Source organism: Pseudomonas sp. FP2254 (assembly GCF_030687695.1).
In the GTDB taxonomy this organism is placed as follows: Bacteria; Pseudomonadota; Gammaproteobacteria; order Pseudomonadales; family Pseudomonadaceae; genus Aquipseudomonas; species Aquipseudomonas quebecensis.
The window spans coordinates 1464134-1481631 of sequence record NZ_CP117444.1; the positions used below are offsets into that span (position 1 = coordinate 1464134).

Below are 17498 nucleotides of genomic sequence, written 5' to 3' on the forward strand. Positions count from 1 at the left end.
GCGTTGAGCCTTCAGGCACTGGATTGGAATGCGGAGAAATTAGATGAGTGCGCTTTATATGATTGTCGGCACCCTGGTTGCTCTGGGTGTGCTGGTTACCTTCCACGAATTCGGCCACTTTTGGGTGGCGCGTCGTTGCGGCGTCAAGGTACTGCGCTTTTCCGTCGGTTTCGGCATGCCGTTGGTGCGTTGGCATGACCGCCACGGTACCGAGTTCGTGATCGCGGCCATCCCTTTGGGTGGCTACGTCAAGATGCTCGACGAACGCGAAGGCGAGGTGCCGGTTGATCAGTTGGATCAATCCTTCAATCGCAAGACCGTTCGTCAGCGTATCGCCATAGTGGCCGCCGGTCCGATCGCCAACTTTCTGTTGGCCATGCTGTTTTTCTGGGTGTTGGCCATGCTGGGCAGCCAGCAGATCCGCCCGGTGATCGGCGCGGTCGAGGCAGACAGTATCGCGGCGAAGGCCGGTCTGGTAGCGGGCCAGGAAATTGTTTCCATTGATGGCGAACCGACCACGGGTTGGGGGGCGGTCAATCTTCAGCTGGTGCGCCGCCTGGGTGAGAGCGGCACCGTCAACGTCGTGGTGCGTGAGCAGGACTCCAGCGCCGAAGCCTCACGTGCGTTGGCCCTGGACCACTGGCTCAAGGGTGCTGACGAGCCCGATCCGATCAAGTCGCTGGGCATTCGTCCGTGGCGTCCGGCGTTGCCGCCGGTGCTCGCCGAACTCGACTCCAAAGGCCCGGCCCAGGCCGCAGGCCTGAAAACCGGCGACCGCCTGCTGGCGCTCGATGGTCAGCCGTTGAGCGAATGGCAGCAGGTGGTTGATCTGGTTCGTGTGCGCCCTGATACCAGAATTGTGCTGAAAGTTGAGCGCGATGGTGCTCAAATCGACGTCCCGGTAACCCTGGCGGTGCGCGGGGAAGCCAAGGCGGCCGCAGGTTACCTGGGTGCGGGTGTCAAAAGTCCCGAGTGGCCGCCTTCGATGATGCGCGAGGTCAGCTTCGGTCCATTGGCGGCAATTGGCGAGGGTGCGAAACGCACCTGGACCATGAGCGTGCTGACGCTCGAATCCCTCAAGAAAATGTTGTTCGGCGAGCTCTCGGTAAAAAACTTGAGTGGGCCGATAACCATTGCTAAAGTGGCGGGCGCTTCTGCCCAGTCGGGTGTCGCGGATTTCCTGAATTTCCTGGCTTATCTGAGTATCAGCCTGGGGGTTCTGAATTTGTTGCCCATTCCAGTATTGGATGGGGGACATCTGTTGTTTTATCTGGTCGAGTGGGTGCGTGGTCGCCCCTTGTCGGATCGTGTGCAGGGTTGGGGGATACAGATCGGTATCAGTTTGGTGGTCGGGGTGATGTTGTTAGCCCTGGTCAACGATTTGGGTCGACTGTAACGCTTCGCTGAATTGCGAATCTGCCGCATTTTGCGGCAGTTTGTTTATTGCCAGTTGGAATAAGAAAGGACTTCATGAAACGTCTGCTGCTAACTGCGGTTCTCACCGTATTGATGATCGCCGAAGTTCACGCCGAGTCCTTCACCATCTCCGATATTCGCGTCAACGGCCTCCAGCGGGTTTCCGCCGGTAGCGTCTTTGGTGCCTTGCCGTTGAACGTCGGGGAACAGGCTGATGATCGTCGCCTGGTGGAATCCACTCGTGCGTTGTTCAAAACCGGGTTCTTTCAAGACATCCAACTGGGTCGAGAAGGCAACGTCCTGGTCATCACCGTCGTCGAGCGACCATCCGTCGCCAGTATCGAGATCGAAGGCAACAAAGCGATCTCTACTGAAGACCTGATGAAAGGCCTGAAGCAATCGGGCCTGGCCGAAGGTGAAATCTTCCAGCGCGCCACCCTTGAAGGCGTGCGTAACGAGCTGCAGCGCCAGTACGTCGCCCAGGGTCGCTACTCCGCGACCGTGGAAACGGAAGTGGTTCCGCAGCCGCGTAACCGTGTCGGCCTCAAGGTCAACATCAACGAAGGGACCGTGGCCGCCATTCAGCACATCAACGTGGTAGGCAATACCAAGTTCCCGGATGAAGACCTGGTCGACCTGTTCGAACTCAAGACCACCAACTGGTTGTCGTTCTTCAAGAACGATGACAAGTACGCCCGTGAGAAACTCTCCGGTGACCTGGAGCGCCTGCGTTCCTACTACCTGGATCGCGGCTATATCAACATGGACATCGCCTCCACCCAGGTGTCCATTACGCCGGACAAGAAGCACGTCTACATCACTGTCAACGTCAACGAAGGCGAGAAGTACAAGGTTCGTGACGTCAAGCTCAGCGGTGACTTGAAAGTGCCTGAAGACCAGGTCAAGTCCCTGTTGCTGGTGCAGAAAGACCAGGTGTTCTCGCGCAAGCTGATGACCACCACCTCCGAACTGATCACCCGCCGCCTGGGTAACGAAGGCTACACCTTCGCCAACGTCAACGGCGTGCCGACCCCCAACGACGAAGACCACACCGTTGATATCACCTTCGTGGTCGACCCCGGTAAGCGTGCTTACGTAAACCGCATCAATTTCCGTGGCAACACCAAGTCCGCCGACGAAGTGCTGCGTCGTGAGATGCGTCAGATGGAAGGTGGCTGGGCTTCGACCTACCTGATCGACCAGTCCAAGACCCGTCTTGAACGCCTGGGCTTCTTCAAGGAAGTCAACGTCGAAACGCCGGCTGTGCCAGGTGTGGACGACCAGGTTGACGTGAACTATGCCGTTGAAGAGCAGGCCTCGGGCTCGATCACCGCCAGTGTCGGTTTCGCGCAGAGCGCCGGCCTGATCCTGGGTGGCTCGATCACCCAGAACAACTTCCTGGGTACCGGTAACAAGGTTTCCATTGGCCTGACCCGCAGCGAATACCAGAGCCGCTATAACTTCGGTTATGTCGACCCCTACTGGACCGCCGACGGTGTGAGCCTGGGCTACAACGCCTTCTACCGCACCACCGACTACAAAGATCTCGACGTAGACGTAGCTAGCTATGCGATCGACAGCCTGGGTGCCGGCGTGAACATCGGCTATCCGATCAGCGAAACCTCGCGCCTGACCTTCGGCCTGACTGCGCAGCAGGATGAGATCAAGACCGGTATTTATACCGTGGACGAGATCTTCGACTTCACCCGTCGTGAAGGCGACAAGTTCCTGAACTTCAAGGCGTCCGCCGGCTGGTCCGAGTCGACCCTGAACAAAGGCGTGCTGGCAACCCGTGGCCATTCCCAGAGCCTGACGGCCGAAGTCACCACGCCGGGCAGCGACCTGTCGTTCTTCAAACTCGACTATCGCGGCCAGTTGTTCCAGCCGTTGAGCGACAACTACACCATGCGCCTGCACACCGAGCTGGGCTATGGCGACGGTTACGGTTCGACCAATGGCTTGCCGTTCTATGAAAACTACTATGCAGGTGGTTTCAACTCGGTACGTGGCTTCAAGGACAGCACTCTCGGCCCGCGCGGTACCCCGAGCCGCGGTGTTGCGCAAACCGGTAACATCGGCACTCAACCTGACACTGACAACGACCCACTGCCGTTCGGTGGTAACGTGTTGATCCAGGGTGGTGCTGAAATTCTGTTCCCACTGCCGTTCGTGAAAGATCAGCGTTCCCTGCGCACATCCGTATTCTGGGACGTGGGTAACGTGTTCGATTCCAAGTGCGAGCAGATCAAAAACCCAAGCGGTTTGAAGTCCAATACCCAGTGCAACGACGTGAGCCTCAGCAACATGGCGAGCTCCGTGGGTGTGGGTGTGACGTGGGTGACTGCGCTGGGCCCGTTGAGCTTTGCGCTGGCCATGCCAATCAAGAAACCGGATAACGCTGAAACCCAGATTTTCCAATTCTCCCTCGGCCAGACGTTCTAAGCGTCTGACCTAAGATAACGACAACGGATTCTGTAGGAGTGCATCGTGCGTAAGTTGACTCAATTGGTTCTGCTGGCAACCGTGCTGGTAGCCACCCCGGCCTTCGCCGAAATGAAAATCGCCGTTCTGAACTATCAGATGGCCCTGCTGGAATCCGATGCGGCCAAAAAATACGCCGTGGATGCCGAGAAAAAATTCGGTCCGCAACTGACCAAGCTCAAGACCCTGGAAAGCAGCGCGAAGGGCATCCAGGATCGTCTGGTGGCCGGTGGTGACAAGATGCAGCAAGGCGAGCGCGAGCGTCTGGAGCTGGAATTCAAGCAAAAGGCCCGTGACTATCAGTTCCAGTCCAAAGAGCTGAACGAAGCCAAGGCTGTGGCCGATCGCGAAATGCTTAAGCAGCTCAAGCCGAAACTCGACAGTGCTGTGGAAGAAGTGATCAAGAAAGGCGCCTTTGACCTGGTGTTCGAGCGCGGCGCCGTGATTGACGTCAAGCCTCAATACGACATCACCCGTCAGGTGATCGAGCGCATGAACCAGCTGAAGTAAGCCATGACCGCGACTATCAAGCTCGGCGAGTTGGCCGAGTTCCTGGGGGCCACTTTGCATGGCTCCCCGGAGAAAGAAATCACTGGGCTAGCCACCTTGCAGGAGGCTGGCCCAGCTCAGTTGAGCTTCCTCGCAAACCCTCAATACCGTAAATACCTCGTCGACAGCCGCGCCGCAGCCGTATTGCTCAAAGCCGCCGATGCCGAAGGTTTTGCCGGGGATGCGCTGGTGGTGGCCGACCCGTACCTGGCGTACGCCAAGGTGTCGCACCTGTTCGATCCCAAACCCAAGGCAGCCGGCGGCATTCACCCGTCAGCGATGATCGCCGATGACGCCCAGGTCGACCCTGCGGCCAGCATTGGTGCCTTTGCGGTGATCGAGAGTGGTGCGCGCATTGCCGCAGGCGTCACGGTGGGGGCGCACTGCTTTATCGGTGCGCGATGCGAGATCGGTGCCGATGGCTGGCTCGCGCCGCGCGTGACGCTGTATCACGATGTGCGTATCGGCCAGCGTGTGGTCATTCAGTCGGGCGCGGTGATCGGAGGCGAAGGCTTCGGATTTGCCAACGCCAAAGGCGTCTGGCACAAGATTGCCCAGGTCGGCGGCGTGCTGATTGGCGACGACGTGGAAATCGGCGTGAACACTGCAGTTGATCGCGGGGCCCTGGCCGATACCGTGATCGGCAATGGCGTCAAGCTCGACAACCAGATCCAGATCGCCCACAACGTACAGATTGGCGATCACACCGCCATGGCGGCGTGCGTGGGGATTTCCGGCAGCACCCGTATCGGCAAGCATTGCATGCTCGCCGGCGGTGTCGGCCTGGTAGGGCATATCGATATCTGTGACAACGTCTTCATCACCGGAATGACCATGGTGACCCACTCGATTACCGAGCCGGGTGCCTACTCTTCCGGTACCGCCATGCAACCTGCGGCTGAATGGCGCAAGAGTGCGGCGCGTTTGCGCCAGCTCGACGATATGGCCCGACGGCTCAAGCAGCTGGAAAAGCGTGTTGGAGAAGTGACCCCTGGCGGTAATGCTTCATCAGAAGGCTGATACCATTTTCATATCAAGTGTGCACAGCCGCTAGACTGCCTCCTTGATTTGCTAGCGGGGCGTGCCTTTAGTCCGCCCGCCCCCAATCTTTATTACAGGCTTCCCCCCGAAATGATGGACATCAACGAGATTCGCGAATACCTGCCCCACCGTTACCCGTTCCTGCTGGTGGACCGTGTAGTGGACCTCAACGTCGAGGAAAAGCGCATTCGCGCCTACAAGAATGTCAGCATCAACGAACCGTTCTTCAACGGTCACTTCCCCGCGCATCCCATCATGCCGGGCGTGTTGATCATTGAAGCGATGGCCCAGGCTGCCGGTATCCTTGGTTTTAAAATGCTTGACCTCAAGCCTGCCGACGGCACGCTCTACTATTTCGTGGGCTCTGACAAGCTGCGTTTCCGCAACCCGGTCACCCCGGGTGATCAGTTGATCCTCGAAGCCAAATTCATCAGTTGCAAGCGCCAGATCTGGAAGTTCGAATGCCAGGCCTCGGTGGATGGCAAGCCGGTATGCTCCGCCGAGATTATCTGTGCGGAACGCAAACTATGAGTTTGATTGACCCTCGCGCAATCATCGATCCGTCGGCCGTACTGGCCGCCGACGTTGAGGTCGGCCCCTGGTCGATCGTCGGCGCAGGTGTGGAAATCGGCGAGGGGACTGTCATCGGGCCGCACGTGATCCTCAAAGGGCCGACCCGTATTGGCAAACACAATCGCATCTACCAGTTCTCCTCGGTAGGCGAAGACACACCGGACATGAAATACAAGGGTGAAGAAACACGCCTGGTCATCGGTGATCACAACATCATTCGAGAAGGCGTGACCATTCATCGCGGCACCGTGCAGGATCGCGCCGAAACCACCCTGGGTGATCACAACCTGGTGATGGCTTATGCCCATATCGGCCACGACAGCGTGATCGGCAACCACTGCATACTGGTCAATAACACCGCCTTGGCCGGGCATGTGCACGTTGACGACTGGGCGATCCTGTCGGGGTTCACGCTGGTGCACCAGTACTGCCATATCGGCGCCCACAGCTTTTCCGGCATGGGCACCGCTATCGGCAAGGACGTTCCGGCGTATGTCACGGTATTCGGCAACCCCGCCGAAGCTCGCAGCATGAACTTCGAAGGCATGCGTCGTCGTGGTTTCAGCGACGAGGCCATTCACGCCTTGCGTCGTGCCTACAAGGTGGTTTACCGCCAGGGGCTGACCGTGGAGCAGGCATTGACCCAACTCACCGAGCCGGCTGCGCTGTTCCCGGAAGTTGCGGTGTTCCGCGACTCTATCCAGATGTCGACGCGCGGCATCACTCGCTGATCATGGCCAATATGCGTATAGCGCTGGTAGCCGGAGAAGCTTCCGGCGACATTTTGGGCGCAGGTCTTATGCGGGCGCTAAAGGCACAGCACCCGGCCGTGGAATTCATCGGTGTCGGTGGTCCGTTGATGCAGGCTGAGGGGCTTGTGTCCTATTTCCCTATGGAGCGCTTGTCGGTCATGGGGTTGGTAGAGGTGCTGGGGCGCCTGCGCGAACTCCTGGCGCGCCGCAAGCTGTTGATTCAGACGCTGATCAAGGAAAAGCCCGACGTCTTCATCGGCATCGATGCACCCGATTTCACCCTCAATATCGAACTCAAGCTGCGCCAGGCGGGCATCAAGACCGTGCACTACGTCAGCCCATCCGTGTGGGCGTGGCGTCAGAAGCGCGTGCTGAAGATCCGCGAGGGTTGCGACCTGATGCTGACCCTGTTGCCCTTCGAAGCCAGGTTTTATGAAGAGAAGGGCGTGCCGGTGCGGTTTGTCGGACATACCCTGGCCGATGAGATACCTTTGCAGGCTGATCGAGCCGCGGCCCGTGCCGAACTGGGCTTGCCCGATGGCCCGCTCGTGGCGCTCATGCCCGGCAGTCGAGGCGGTGAAGTCGGGCGCCTGGCCAGCGTCTTCTTTGATGCCGCCGAACGTCTGCAAGACCTCAAGCCTGGCGTGCGGTTTGTGTTGCCGTGTGCCAGCCCGCAACGCCGTGCTCAGATCGAAACCTTGCTTCAAGGCCGCAACCTGCCGCTAACCCTGCTCGATGGTCAATCGCACCTGGCCCTTGCGGCCTGTGATGCGGTGCTGATTGCTTCGGGCACCGCTACGCTGGAAGCCCTGCTGTACAAGCGCCCCATGGTCGTGGCCTATCGTCTGGCGCCGCTGACCTTCTGGATCCTCAAGCGCATGGTCAAAAGCCCTTACATCTCCCTGCCCAACCTGCTGGCCCAGCGCCTGTTGGTGCCGGAGTTGTTGCAGGACGATGCGACGCCTGACGCCCTGGCGCAAACCCTACTACCCTTGATCGACGGCGGCGAAGAGCAGACCCGTGGTTTCGATGCGATTCACCGCACACTGCGTCGTGATGCCTCGAACCAGGCGGCTGACGCCGTGTTGACCTTGATCGGCAAACAACAGGAAGCTTTATGAGTACGCAAATGGGCCTGGATTTCAGCCTGGTTGCTCAAGTCCATGAGCTGGTGGCCGGCGTCGACGAAGTCGGCCGCGGCCCGCTGTGCGGCGCAGTGGTCACGGCGGCGGTGATCCTGGATCCGAACCGTCCGATTCTGGGGTTGAACGATTCGAAAAAGCTCACTGAAGCCCGCCGTGAAAAGCTGTTCGACGAAATCTGTGAAAAAGCCTTGAGCTGGCATATTGCCCGGGCTGAAGTCGAAGAAATCGACAAGCTGAATATTCTGCACGCCACCATGCTGGCCATGCAGCGTGCCGTCGAAGGCCTGCACATCACCCCGAAAATGGCCATGATCGACGGCAACCGTTGCCCGAAACTGGGGATGCCGTCGGAAGCGGTGGTGAAGGGGGATAGCAAGGTGCCTGCAATTGCGGCGGCCTCGATCCTGGCCAAAGTCAGTCGTGATCGCGAAATGGCCGCGTTTGAATTGATCTACCCCGGCTACGGCATTGGTGGGCACAAAGGCTACCCGACGCCCGTTCATCTGGAAGCTCTGGCACGCCTGGGTCCCACGCCGATTCATCGGCGCTCGTTCGCCCCGGTACGCCAGGCCTACGAGCTGCGCGAGAGCTTCATCGAGGTTTAGTCGCGAAGCTGATGTTTTTGCCAAGGCCCGGTACAATCCGGGCCTTGTTGTCTTCACGTATTGGAACAGGATCACTATGCCGGCTTCATTCGTTCACCTGCGCCTGCACACTGAGTATTCCCTGGTCGACGGCCTGGTACGGATCAAACCTCTGGTCAAAACCCTGGTGGGCATGAACATGCCTGCGGTTGCGGTGACTGATCAGAACAACATGTGTTCTCTGGTCAAGTTCTATAAGAATGCCATGGGCGCTGGCATCAAGCCGATCTGCGGCGCCGATCTGTGGCTGTCCAACAAAGACCCGGACAACCCCTTGAGCCGTATAAGCCTGCTGGCGATGAACGGCGTGGGCTATCGCAATCTGACCGAATTGATTTCCCGTGGTTTTATCGAGGGTCAGCGCAACGGCTCGATCATCATCGAGCGTGAATGGGTCGCCGAGGCCAGCGAAGGTCTGATCATGCTGTCCGCCGCCAAGGAGGGCGAGATCGGTATTGCGCTGCTGGGCGGCAACCCGCAGGAAGCCGAAGTGCTGGCTCGCGAGTGGATGCAGGTCTTTCCCGACCGTTTCTACCTGGAAGTGCAACGCACCAACCGTCCCAACGATGAAGAACACCTGCACGCCGCCGTGGCGCTGGCCGATAAGCTCGGCGCACCACTGGTGGCGACCAACGATGTGCGCTTTATCAAGCGAGAGGATTTCGAGGCCCACGAAACCCGCGTGTGCATCGGCGAAGGCCGGGCCCTGGACGATCCGCGCCGTTCGAAGAACTACAGCGAAGAGCAGTACCTTAAAAGTGCCGAAGAAATGGCCGAGCTGTTCAGCGACCTGCCCGAGGCCCTGGAAAACTCCGTCGAGATCGCCAAGCGCTGCAATATCGAGGTGAAACTGGGCAAGCACTTCCTGCCCAACTTCCCGATTCCCGATGGCATGACCATCGATGAGTATTTCCGCAAGGTGTCGTTCGATGGCCTCGAGGAGCGGCTGGCGGTTCTGCTGCCCAAGGACACCACCGAAGACTACGAAGCCAAGCGCCAGGTCTACGTCGACCGGCTGAATTTCGAGCTGGATATCATTATCCAGATGGGCTTTCCCGGCTACTTCCTGATCGTGATGGACTTTATCCAGTGGGCCAAGAACAACGGCGTGCCGGTTGGTCCGGGCCGAGGGTCAGGTGCTGGCTCGCTGGTGGCCTATGTGCAAAAGATCACCGACCTGGACCCGCTGGAATACGACCTGCTGTTCGAACGCTTCCTGAACCCGGAGCGGGTTTCCATGCCCGACTTCGACGTCGATTTTTGCATGGACGGTCGCGACCGCGTGATCGAATACGTGGCCGAGAAGTATGGCCGCAACGCCGTGAGCCAGATCATTACCTTCGGTTCCATGGCGGCCAAAGCGGTGATCCGCGACGTGGCGCGGGTGCAGGGCAAGTCCTACGGCCTGGCCGATCGCCTGTCGAAGATGATCCCGTTCGAAGTCGGCATGACGTTGGAAAAGGCTTACGAGCAGGAAGAAATCCTGCGCGATTTCATCAAGGTCGACGAAGAAGCCGCCGAAATCTGGGAGATGGCCCGCAAGCTTGAAGGTGTTGTGCGTAACGTCGGTAAGCACGCCGGCGGCGTGGTCATTGCGCCTACCAAGCTCACCGACTTTTCGCCGATCTATTGCGACGAAGAAGGCGACGGCCTGGTGACCCAGTTCGACAAGGATGACGTGGAGGCGGCCGGCCTGGTGAAGTTCGACTTCCTCGGCCTGCGCACCCTGACCATCATTGATTGGGCGCTCAAGACCATCAACCGCGACCGCGCCAAGGTGGGCGAGGAACCGCTGGATATCGCCTTTATTCCACTGGATGACAAGCCGACGTACACCCTGCTGCAAAAAGCCGAAACCACGGCGGTGTTCCAGCTCGAGTCGCGCGGGATGAAAGAGCTGATCAAAAAGCTCAAGCCCGACTGTCTGGAAGACTTGATCGCACTGGTGGCCCTGTTTCGTCCGGGGCCGCTGCAATCGGGCATGGTGGATGACTTCATCAACCGTAAGCACGGGCGTGCCGAGCTGGCGTACCCGCACTCCGATTACCAGTACGAAGGCCTCAAGCCGGTATTGGCGCCGACCTACGGCATCATCCTGTATCAGGAACAGGTGATGCAGATCGCTCAGGTGATGGCGGGTTACACCCTTGGCGGAGCGGATATGCTGCGTCGGGCCATGGGTAAAAAGAAACCCGAGGAAATGGCCAAGCAGCGGGGCGGTTTCATTGAAGGTTGCGCCACCAACAATATCGATGCCGACCTGGCGGGTAACATCTTCGACCTGGTGGAGAAGTTCGCCGGTTACGGCTTCAACAAATCCCACTCCGCCGCCTACGGTCTGGTGTCTTATCAGACCGCCTGGCTGAAAGCCCACTATCCGGCGCCGTTCATGGCCGCGGTATTGTCGGCGGATATGCACAACACCGACAAGGTCGTGACCTTGATCGAGGAAGTGCGCACCATGAAGCTGCGCCTCGACGCGCCGGACGTGAACGCCTCGGAGTTCAAGTTCACGGTGAACGACGAAGGTCGCATCATTTATGGCCTGGGCGCGATCAAGGGCGTGGGCGAAGGCCCGGTGGAAGCCATCACCGAAGCGCGTCAGGACGGGCCTTTCAAAGACCTGTTCGATTTCTGCGCGCGGGTCGACCTCAAACGCATCAACAAGCGCACCCTCGATGGCCTGATCCGCAGCGGCGCACTCGACCGTCTCGGCCCGTATTTCCACGATGAGCCCAAGGCTTACCAGGCCAATATCGACCGCAACCGCGCCGTGCTGCTGGCCGCGATGGAAGAGGCGATCAAGGCAGCGGAACAGACTGCCCGTACCCACGACAGTGGGCATGCCGACCTGTTCGGTGGCTTGTTCGTCGAAGAAGACGCGGATGTGTACGCCAACCACCGCAAGGCCAAGGAGTTAACGCTCAAGGAGCGTCTCAAGGGCGAAAAAGATACCCTGGGGCTCTACCTTACCGGCCATCCGATTGACGAGTACGAAGGCGAAATCCGCCGTTTCGCCCGCCAGCGCATCATCGACCTGAAACCGGCGCGGGATACCCAGACCGTGGCCGGCATGATCATTGCGCTGCGGGTGATGAAGAACAAAAAGGGCGACAAGATGGGCTTCATTACTCTTGATGACCGTTCGGGGCGGATCGAAGCCTCGTTGTTTGCCGATGCGTTCCATTCTGCTCAGTCGCTGTTGCAGACCGACGCCATGGTGGTGGTGGAAGGGGAGGTCAGCAACGATGACTTCTCCGGCGGCCTGCGCCTGCGGATCAAGCGGGTGATGAGCATGGAGGATGCCCGCACCAACCTGGCCGAGAGCCTGCGCCTGAAGGTGAAAACCGAGGCCCTGAAAGGCGATCAGCTACGCTGGTTGGGTGATCTGCTCAAGCGTCACCGTGGCGCGTGCCCGGTGACCATGGAGTACACCGGTAACGATGCGAAGGCCATGCTTCAGTTCGGCGAAAGCTGGCGAATTGATCCCGCCGATGGCTTGATTCAAGCATTGCGTGACCAGTTCGGGCGAGACAACGTCTTCCTCCAATACCGTTGATGGCTGGCCCGGTAGTGGCGTTCAGCTTGATCGACAAAACATTTAATCTCGACCTAAACGCGCCTCTCCCTTAAGGTAGGGCGCGAATAGACAACCGGCTGGCCAGGCACTCCCTGGCCGTCGACCCAAGACGGACGCTTATGAACCCGAATTTTCTTGATTTCGAACAGCCGATCGCTGACCTGCAAGCCAAGATCGAAGAGCTGCGCCTGGTCGGCAATGACAATTCGCTGAACATCGGCGATGAGATCGCCCGCCTGCAGGAAAAGAGCAGCACGCTCACCGAGGACATCTTCGGCAAGCTGACCAGTTGGCAGATCGCGCGTCTGGCTCGCCACCCGCGCCGTCCGTACACCCTGGACTATATCCAGCACATCTTTACCGAGTTCGACGAACTGCACGGCGATCGTCACTTCTCCGACGACGCGGCTATCGTGGGTGGTATTGCACGTCTGGACGACCAGCCGGTCATGGTTATCGGCCACCAGAAAGGCCGTGAAGTGCGCGAGAAGGTGCGTCGCAACTTCGGCATGCCGCGTCCGGAAGGTTACCGCAAGGCCTGCCGCCTGATGGAAATGGCCGAGCGGTTCAAGATGCCGATCCTGACTTTTATCGATACGCCGGGCGCGTATCCAGGCATTGACGCCGAAGAGCGCAACCAGAGCGAAGCGATTGCCTGGAACCTGCGTGTCATGTCGCGCCTGAAGACCCCGATCATCGCCACCGTGATTGGTGAAGGCGGTTCCGGCGGTGCGCTGGCGATTGGCGTCTGCGACCAGTTGAACATGCTGCAATATTCGACCTACGCGGTGATCTCGCCCGAAGGTTGCGCTTCGATCCTGTGGAAAACCGCCGAAAAAGCACCGGACGCCGCCGAGGCCATGGGTATCACCGCCGACCGCCTCAAAGGCCTGGGTATCGTTGACAAAGTGATCGCCGAGCCCTTGGGCGGCGCCCATCGCGACCCGGCTGCCGCTGCCGCCACCATCCGTGCAGAATTGGGCTCGCAGCTGGCGATGCTCAAGAAGCTGGATAACGAAGCGCTGCTGGCTCGTCGCTACGAGCGCCTGATGAGCTACGGTCTCTAAGGTCGCAACAGCATTAATGTGGGAGGGGGCCTGCCCCGATAGCGGTGCATCAGTCAGCAAATACAGTGACTGACACTCAGCAATCGGGGGCGAGCCCCCTCCCATATTTGCTGTGTGTATGCTTGGTCAACGTATTTCAGATTTGCGGCGGTAACGTTTGATGAAACCGACTTTGCCCGCCAAGCTCCTGCACGCCCTGGCCCCGTGGCGCAACGCCCCGGCTTGGCATATCGCCTTCTCTGGCGGCCTTGATTCCACTGTTCTGCTGCATCTCCTGGCCAACTCCGAGTCAATTCCGCCTCTAAGCGCTGTGCATGTCCACCATGGCTTGCAAGCCGCCGCCGACGCATGGCCGAGCCATTGTCAGTCAATCTGCGACCACCTGGGCGTGCCCCTGCGTGTCATGCGCGTGCAGGTGCAGCCCGGCGCCAGTTTAGAAGGTGCGGCGCGTGAGGCGCGTTATCAGGCGTTTACCCAGGTGATGGGGGCAGGGGCGGTGATGCTCACTGCCCAGCATCGTGAAGACCAGGCCGAAACGCTGTTGTTTCGCCTGTTGCGCGGCGCGGGCGTACGTGGGTTGACGGCAATGCCCGTGCATCGTCCGTTGGCGGGTGGTCACTTGGTGCGCCCTCTGTTGCATGTCTATCGGGGCGAGCTGGAAGCCTATGCCATGGCGCATCAGCTCCAGTGGATCGCCGACCCTTCCAATACGGACACTCAGTTCTCCCGCAATTACCTGCGCCACCGCGTATTTCCGAGACTGACCGAGCGGTGGCCGCAAGCCGTCAGCCGCCTGGCCCGCAGCGCGGAACACTTGAACGAAGCCCAGGGCTTGCTCGATGAGTTGGCCCGGATAGATCTGCAGGCAGCCGATCAGCCCTCGCCATTTCCCTGGCTGCCCTTGCCATCCCTGATGCTTGCTTGTCTGCGAGAGCTTTCCGATGCCCGGCAGCGCAACGCCTTGCGCCATTGGCTGAGTCCGCTGACACGCCTGCCCGACAGCGATCACTGGGTCGGCTGGCAGTCCTTGCGTGATGCCCGGCACGACGCGCAGCCGTTATGGCGTCTGGCTGATGGGCAATTACACCGTTGCGGCGAGCGCATCTGGTGGTTGCCTTCCTCATGGTCGGAATTTTCCGACACCGCAGTGAGCTGGCCTGATGCGCAACACCCGCTACCGTTACCCGGCAATGGCCTGCTGACAATTGTCGGCAAGGCGCCGGCAGGTCCGTTCGAGGTCCGTTATCGCCAGGGCGGTGAAACCCTTGACGTGCCGGGCCGCGGTCGACGAGATCTGAAGCGTTTGCTCAACGAAAGCGGCGTGCCGGGCTTCGTCCGTGGCAGATTGCCGCTGCTGTATCAGGGCGAACGATTGCTCGGCGTGCCCACCCTCGCTGGACTGCGGGTCGCACCGAGTGAAGGCTGGCAATTGCATTGGGTGCCACAGACCTGCGATCAAGGTTTGAGCTGATAGAGCCTTTCCGGTAGACTACGCTCCCTTCTTGATACAACTTCTGTGGATTCGCCTGAATCGCAGCAGTTGCCGATTACCAAGCAGTCTTTGCTGGGCGATTCCAAAAAATGTGTAGCGATCAACGTACCGGTGTTCCATTGCTGGTCTGTCACCACGCGGCGGTTTTTTTGAAAGGTGCACTGTGATTAATGCAGGTGATCGGGGGCTTCGGCCTCTCTTCGCTTTCCCCGGCGGCTCGGACCGCTTTAACGCAGACTTCTAGGGTTTTTCATGACGCGCTACATATTCGTCACGGGCGGTGTTGTTTCTTCATTGGGGAAAGGCATTGCCTCCGCTTCATTGGCGGCCATCCTGGAGGCGCGGGGGCTTAAAGTCACCATGCTCAAGCTGGACCCGTACATTAACGTCGACCCGGGCACCATGAGCCCGTTCCAGCACGGTGAAGTGTTCGTCACACACGACGGCGCCGAGACCGACCTGGACCTGGGCCACTACGAGCGGTTCATCCGCACGACCATGACCCAGAACAACAACTTCACCACTGGCCGTGTCTACGAGCACGTGCTGCGCAAAGAGCGCCGTGGTGACTACCTGGGTGCAACCATCCAGGTGATCCCGCACATCACCGACGAAATCAAGCGCCGCATCATCAAGGGTGCGGGCGATGCCGACGTGGCGATGGTCGAGATCGGCGGTACCGTGGGTGACATCGAGTCCCAACCGTTCCTCGAAGCCATCCGCCAGTTGCGTTTCGAAGTCGGCGCCAAGCGCGCGATGCTGATGCACCTGACCTTGGTACCGTACATCGCCACTGCCGGCGAAACCAAAACCAAGCCAACCCAGCACTCGGTCAAGGAACTGCGTTCCATCGGCCTGCAGCCGGACGTGCTGGTATGCCGCTCCGATCACCCGATCGATATTTCCTCGCGTCGCAAGATCGCGCAGTTCACTAACGTTGAAGAACGTGCGGTGATTGCCCTGGAAGACGCCGACACCATCTACAAGATCCCGGGCATCCTGCATTCGCAGGGCCTGGACGATTTTGTGGTCGAGCGTTTCGGCCTGCAGTGCAACGGCGCGGACCTGTCCGAGTGGGAAGCGGTGGTCGACGCCAAGCTCAACCCCGAGCACGAAGTCACCATCGCCATGGTCGGCAAGTACATGGAATTGCTGGACGCGTACAAGTCGCTGATCGAAGCGATGAGCCACGCCGGTATCAGCAACCGCACCAAGGTCAACCTGCGCTATATCGATTCCGAAGACATCGAGAACCAGGGCACCGCGCTGCTCGAAGGCGTGGATGCGATCCTCGTGCCTGGCGGTTTCGGCCTGCGTGGCGTGGAAGGCAAGATCACCGCCGTGCAGTACGCCCGTGAAAACAAAGTGCCGTACCTGGGTATCTGCCTGGGCATGCAAGTGGCCGTTATCGAGTTCGCCCGTAACGTGCTGGGCTGGAAAGACGCCAACTCCACCGAGTTCGACAGCAAGAGCGGTCACCCGGTCGTGGGCCTGATCACCGAGTGGGAAGACGCCACCGGTGCGGTCGAAGTGCGTACCGAAGCCTCCGATCTGGGTGGCACCATGCGCCTGGGCGCGCAGGATTGCCTGCTGGAGCCGGGCTCGCTGGTTCACGATTGCTACGGCAAGGACGTGATTGTCGAGCGTCACCGCCATCGTTATGAAGTGAACAACAACCTGCTGCCGCAGATCAAAGAGGCCGGCCTGAAAATCTCCGGTCGCTCCGGCGATGGCGCGTTGGTTGAAGTGGTCGAGGCGCCGGATCATCCGTGGTTTGTGGCTTGCCAGTTCCACCCTGAGTTCACCTCGACTCCACGTGATGGTCACCCACTGTTCAGCGGTTTCGTCAAAGCTGCACTGACGCAACATCAGAAAAAGGCGTAAACCTGATGGCCCAGAAGATCATTCGCGTAGGCGACATCGAGATTGCCAACGACAAGCCCATGGTGCTGTTCGGCGGCATGAACGTGCTGGAAAGCCGTGACATGGCGATGCAGGTCTGTGAAGAATACGTGCGGGTTACCCAGAAACTGGGTATTCCTTATGTGTTCAAGGCCAGCTTCGACAAGGCCAACCGTTCGTCCGTAACCTCCTATCGTGGCCCGGGCCTTGAAGAAGGCATGCGGATCTTCCAGGACATCAAGCAGGCCTTCGGCGTGCCGATCATCACCGATGTCCACGAGCCTGAACAGGCTGCCGTGGTCGCCGAGGTGTGCGACATCATCCAGTTGCCGGCCTTCCTGTCGCGCCAGACCGACCTGGTCGTTGCGATGGCCAAGACCGGCGCTGTGATCAATATCAAGAAAGCCCAGTTCCTCGCGCCTCAGGAAATGAAGCACATCCTGAGCAAGTGCGTGGAGGCGGGTAACGACCAGTTGATTCTCTGCGAGCGCGGTTCGAGCTTCGGCTACAACAACCTCGTGGTGGACATGCTCGGTTTCGGCATCATGAAACAGTTCGAATACCCGGTGTTCTTCGATGTGACCCACGCGCTGCAAATGCCCGGCGGTCGCTCGGACTCCGCCGGCGGGCGTCGTGCCCAGGTCACCGACCTGGCCAAGGCGGGCATGAGCCAATCCCTGGCCGGCCTGTTCCTGGAAGCCCACCCGGACCCCGACAATGCCAAGTGCGACGGTCCTTGCGCCCTGCGCCTGGACAAGTTGGAGCCGTTCCTGGCACAGCTCAAGCAGTTGGATGAGCTGGTAAAGAGTTTTCCGACGGTAGAAACCGCATAACTGCGCTTTCTCCGTGCAGGAGC

General features: G+C 59.5%; 13 protein-coding genes. All 13 read left to right on the forward strand.

Translation table 11 applies throughout. From position 1 onward, the window contains the following. Positions 1-43: 43 nt before the first annotated feature. Positions 44-1396, forward strand: a complete 1353-nt coding sequence (gene rseP, locus PSH94_RS06710) for a sigma E protease regulator RseP (protein WP_181079266.1) — start codon at positions 44-46, stop codon at positions 1394-1396. Between the two features lie 74 nt (positions 1397-1470). Next, positions 1471-3858, forward strand: a complete 2388-nt coding sequence (gene bamA, locus PSH94_RS06715) for an outer membrane protein assembly factor BamA (protein ID WP_253510931.1) — start codon at positions 1471-1473, stop codon at positions 3856-3858. A gap of 45 nt (positions 3859-3903) precedes the next feature. Further along, positions 3904-4407 carry an OmpH family outer membrane protein gene (locus PSH94_RS06720; RefSeq protein ID WP_003219314.1) on the forward strand — a complete coding sequence of 168 codons (504 nt, stop codon included), beginning with the start codon at positions 3904-3906 and terminating at the stop codon, positions 4405-4407. Positions 4408-4410: 3 nt separating this feature from the next. Beyond that, entirely contained in the window at positions 4411-5466 is a 1056-nt protein-coding gene (lpxD, locus tag PSH94_RS06725) for a UDP-3-O-(3-hydroxymyristoyl)glucosamine N-acyltransferase (protein ID WP_181079272.1), read from the forward strand. Between the two features lie 111 nt (positions 5467-5577). Further along, the gene (gene fabZ / locus PSH94_RS06730; protein WP_003172281.1) at positions 5578-6018 is read left to right on the forward strand and encodes a 3-hydroxyacyl-ACP dehydratase FabZ; all 441 of its coding nucleotides are present in this window, start codon (positions 5578-5580) and stop codon (positions 6016-6018) included. Next, on the forward strand, positions 6015-6791 hold the full coding sequence (gene lpxA / locus PSH94_RS06735) for an acyl-ACP--UDP-N-acetylglucosamine O-acyltransferase (RefSeq protein ID WP_181079275.1): 777 nt from the start codon (positions 6015-6017) through the stop codon (positions 6789-6791). The genes fabZ and lpxA overlap by 4 nt, the downstream gene beginning before the upstream one ends. 2 nt (positions 6792-6793) lie before the next feature. Continuing rightward, entirely contained in the window at positions 6794-7933 is a 1140-nt protein-coding gene (gene lpxB / locus PSH94_RS06740) for a lipid-A-disaccharide synthase (protein WP_253510935.1), read from the forward strand. Next, positions 7930-8562 (forward strand): ribonuclease HII, encoded by a 633-nt coding sequence (rnhB, locus tag PSH94_RS06745; protein ID WP_181079281.1) that lies wholly within the window; start codon positions 7930-7932, stop codon positions 8560-8562. Before lpxB ends, rnhB begins: the two co-directional genes overlap by 4 nt. 76 nt (positions 8563-8638) lie before the next feature. Next, positions 8639-12160, forward strand: a complete 3522-nt coding sequence (gene dnaE / locus PSH94_RS06750; RefSeq protein ID WP_181079284.1) for a DNA polymerase III subunit alpha — start codon at positions 8639-8641, stop codon at positions 12158-12160. Positions 12161-12300: 140 nt separating this feature from the next. Next, positions 12301-13248, forward strand: coding sequence for an acetyl-CoA carboxylase carboxyltransferase subunit alpha (locus tag PSH94_RS06755; protein WP_181079287.1), 948 nt, complete (start codon positions 12301-12303; stop codon positions 13246-13248). A gap of 160 nt (positions 13249-13408) precedes the next feature. After that, a complete protein-coding gene (gene tilS / locus PSH94_RS06760) occupies positions 13409-14719 on the forward strand; it encodes a tRNA lysidine(34) synthetase TilS (protein WP_305436932.1) in 1311 nt (436 codons plus the stop codon). Positions 14720-14992: 273 nt separating this feature from the next. Beyond that, on the forward strand, positions 14993-16624 hold the full coding sequence (locus PSH94_RS06765) for a CTP synthase (RefSeq protein WP_071488807.1): 1632 nt from the start codon (positions 14993-14995) through the stop codon (positions 16622-16624). A gap of 5 nt (positions 16625-16629) precedes the next feature. Then, positions 16630-17475 (forward strand): 3-deoxy-8-phosphooctulonate synthase, encoded by an 846-nt coding sequence (gene kdsA / locus PSH94_RS06770; RefSeq protein WP_003189190.1) that lies wholly within the window; start codon positions 16630-16632, stop codon positions 17473-17475. Positions 17476-17498 lie beyond the last annotated feature (23 nt).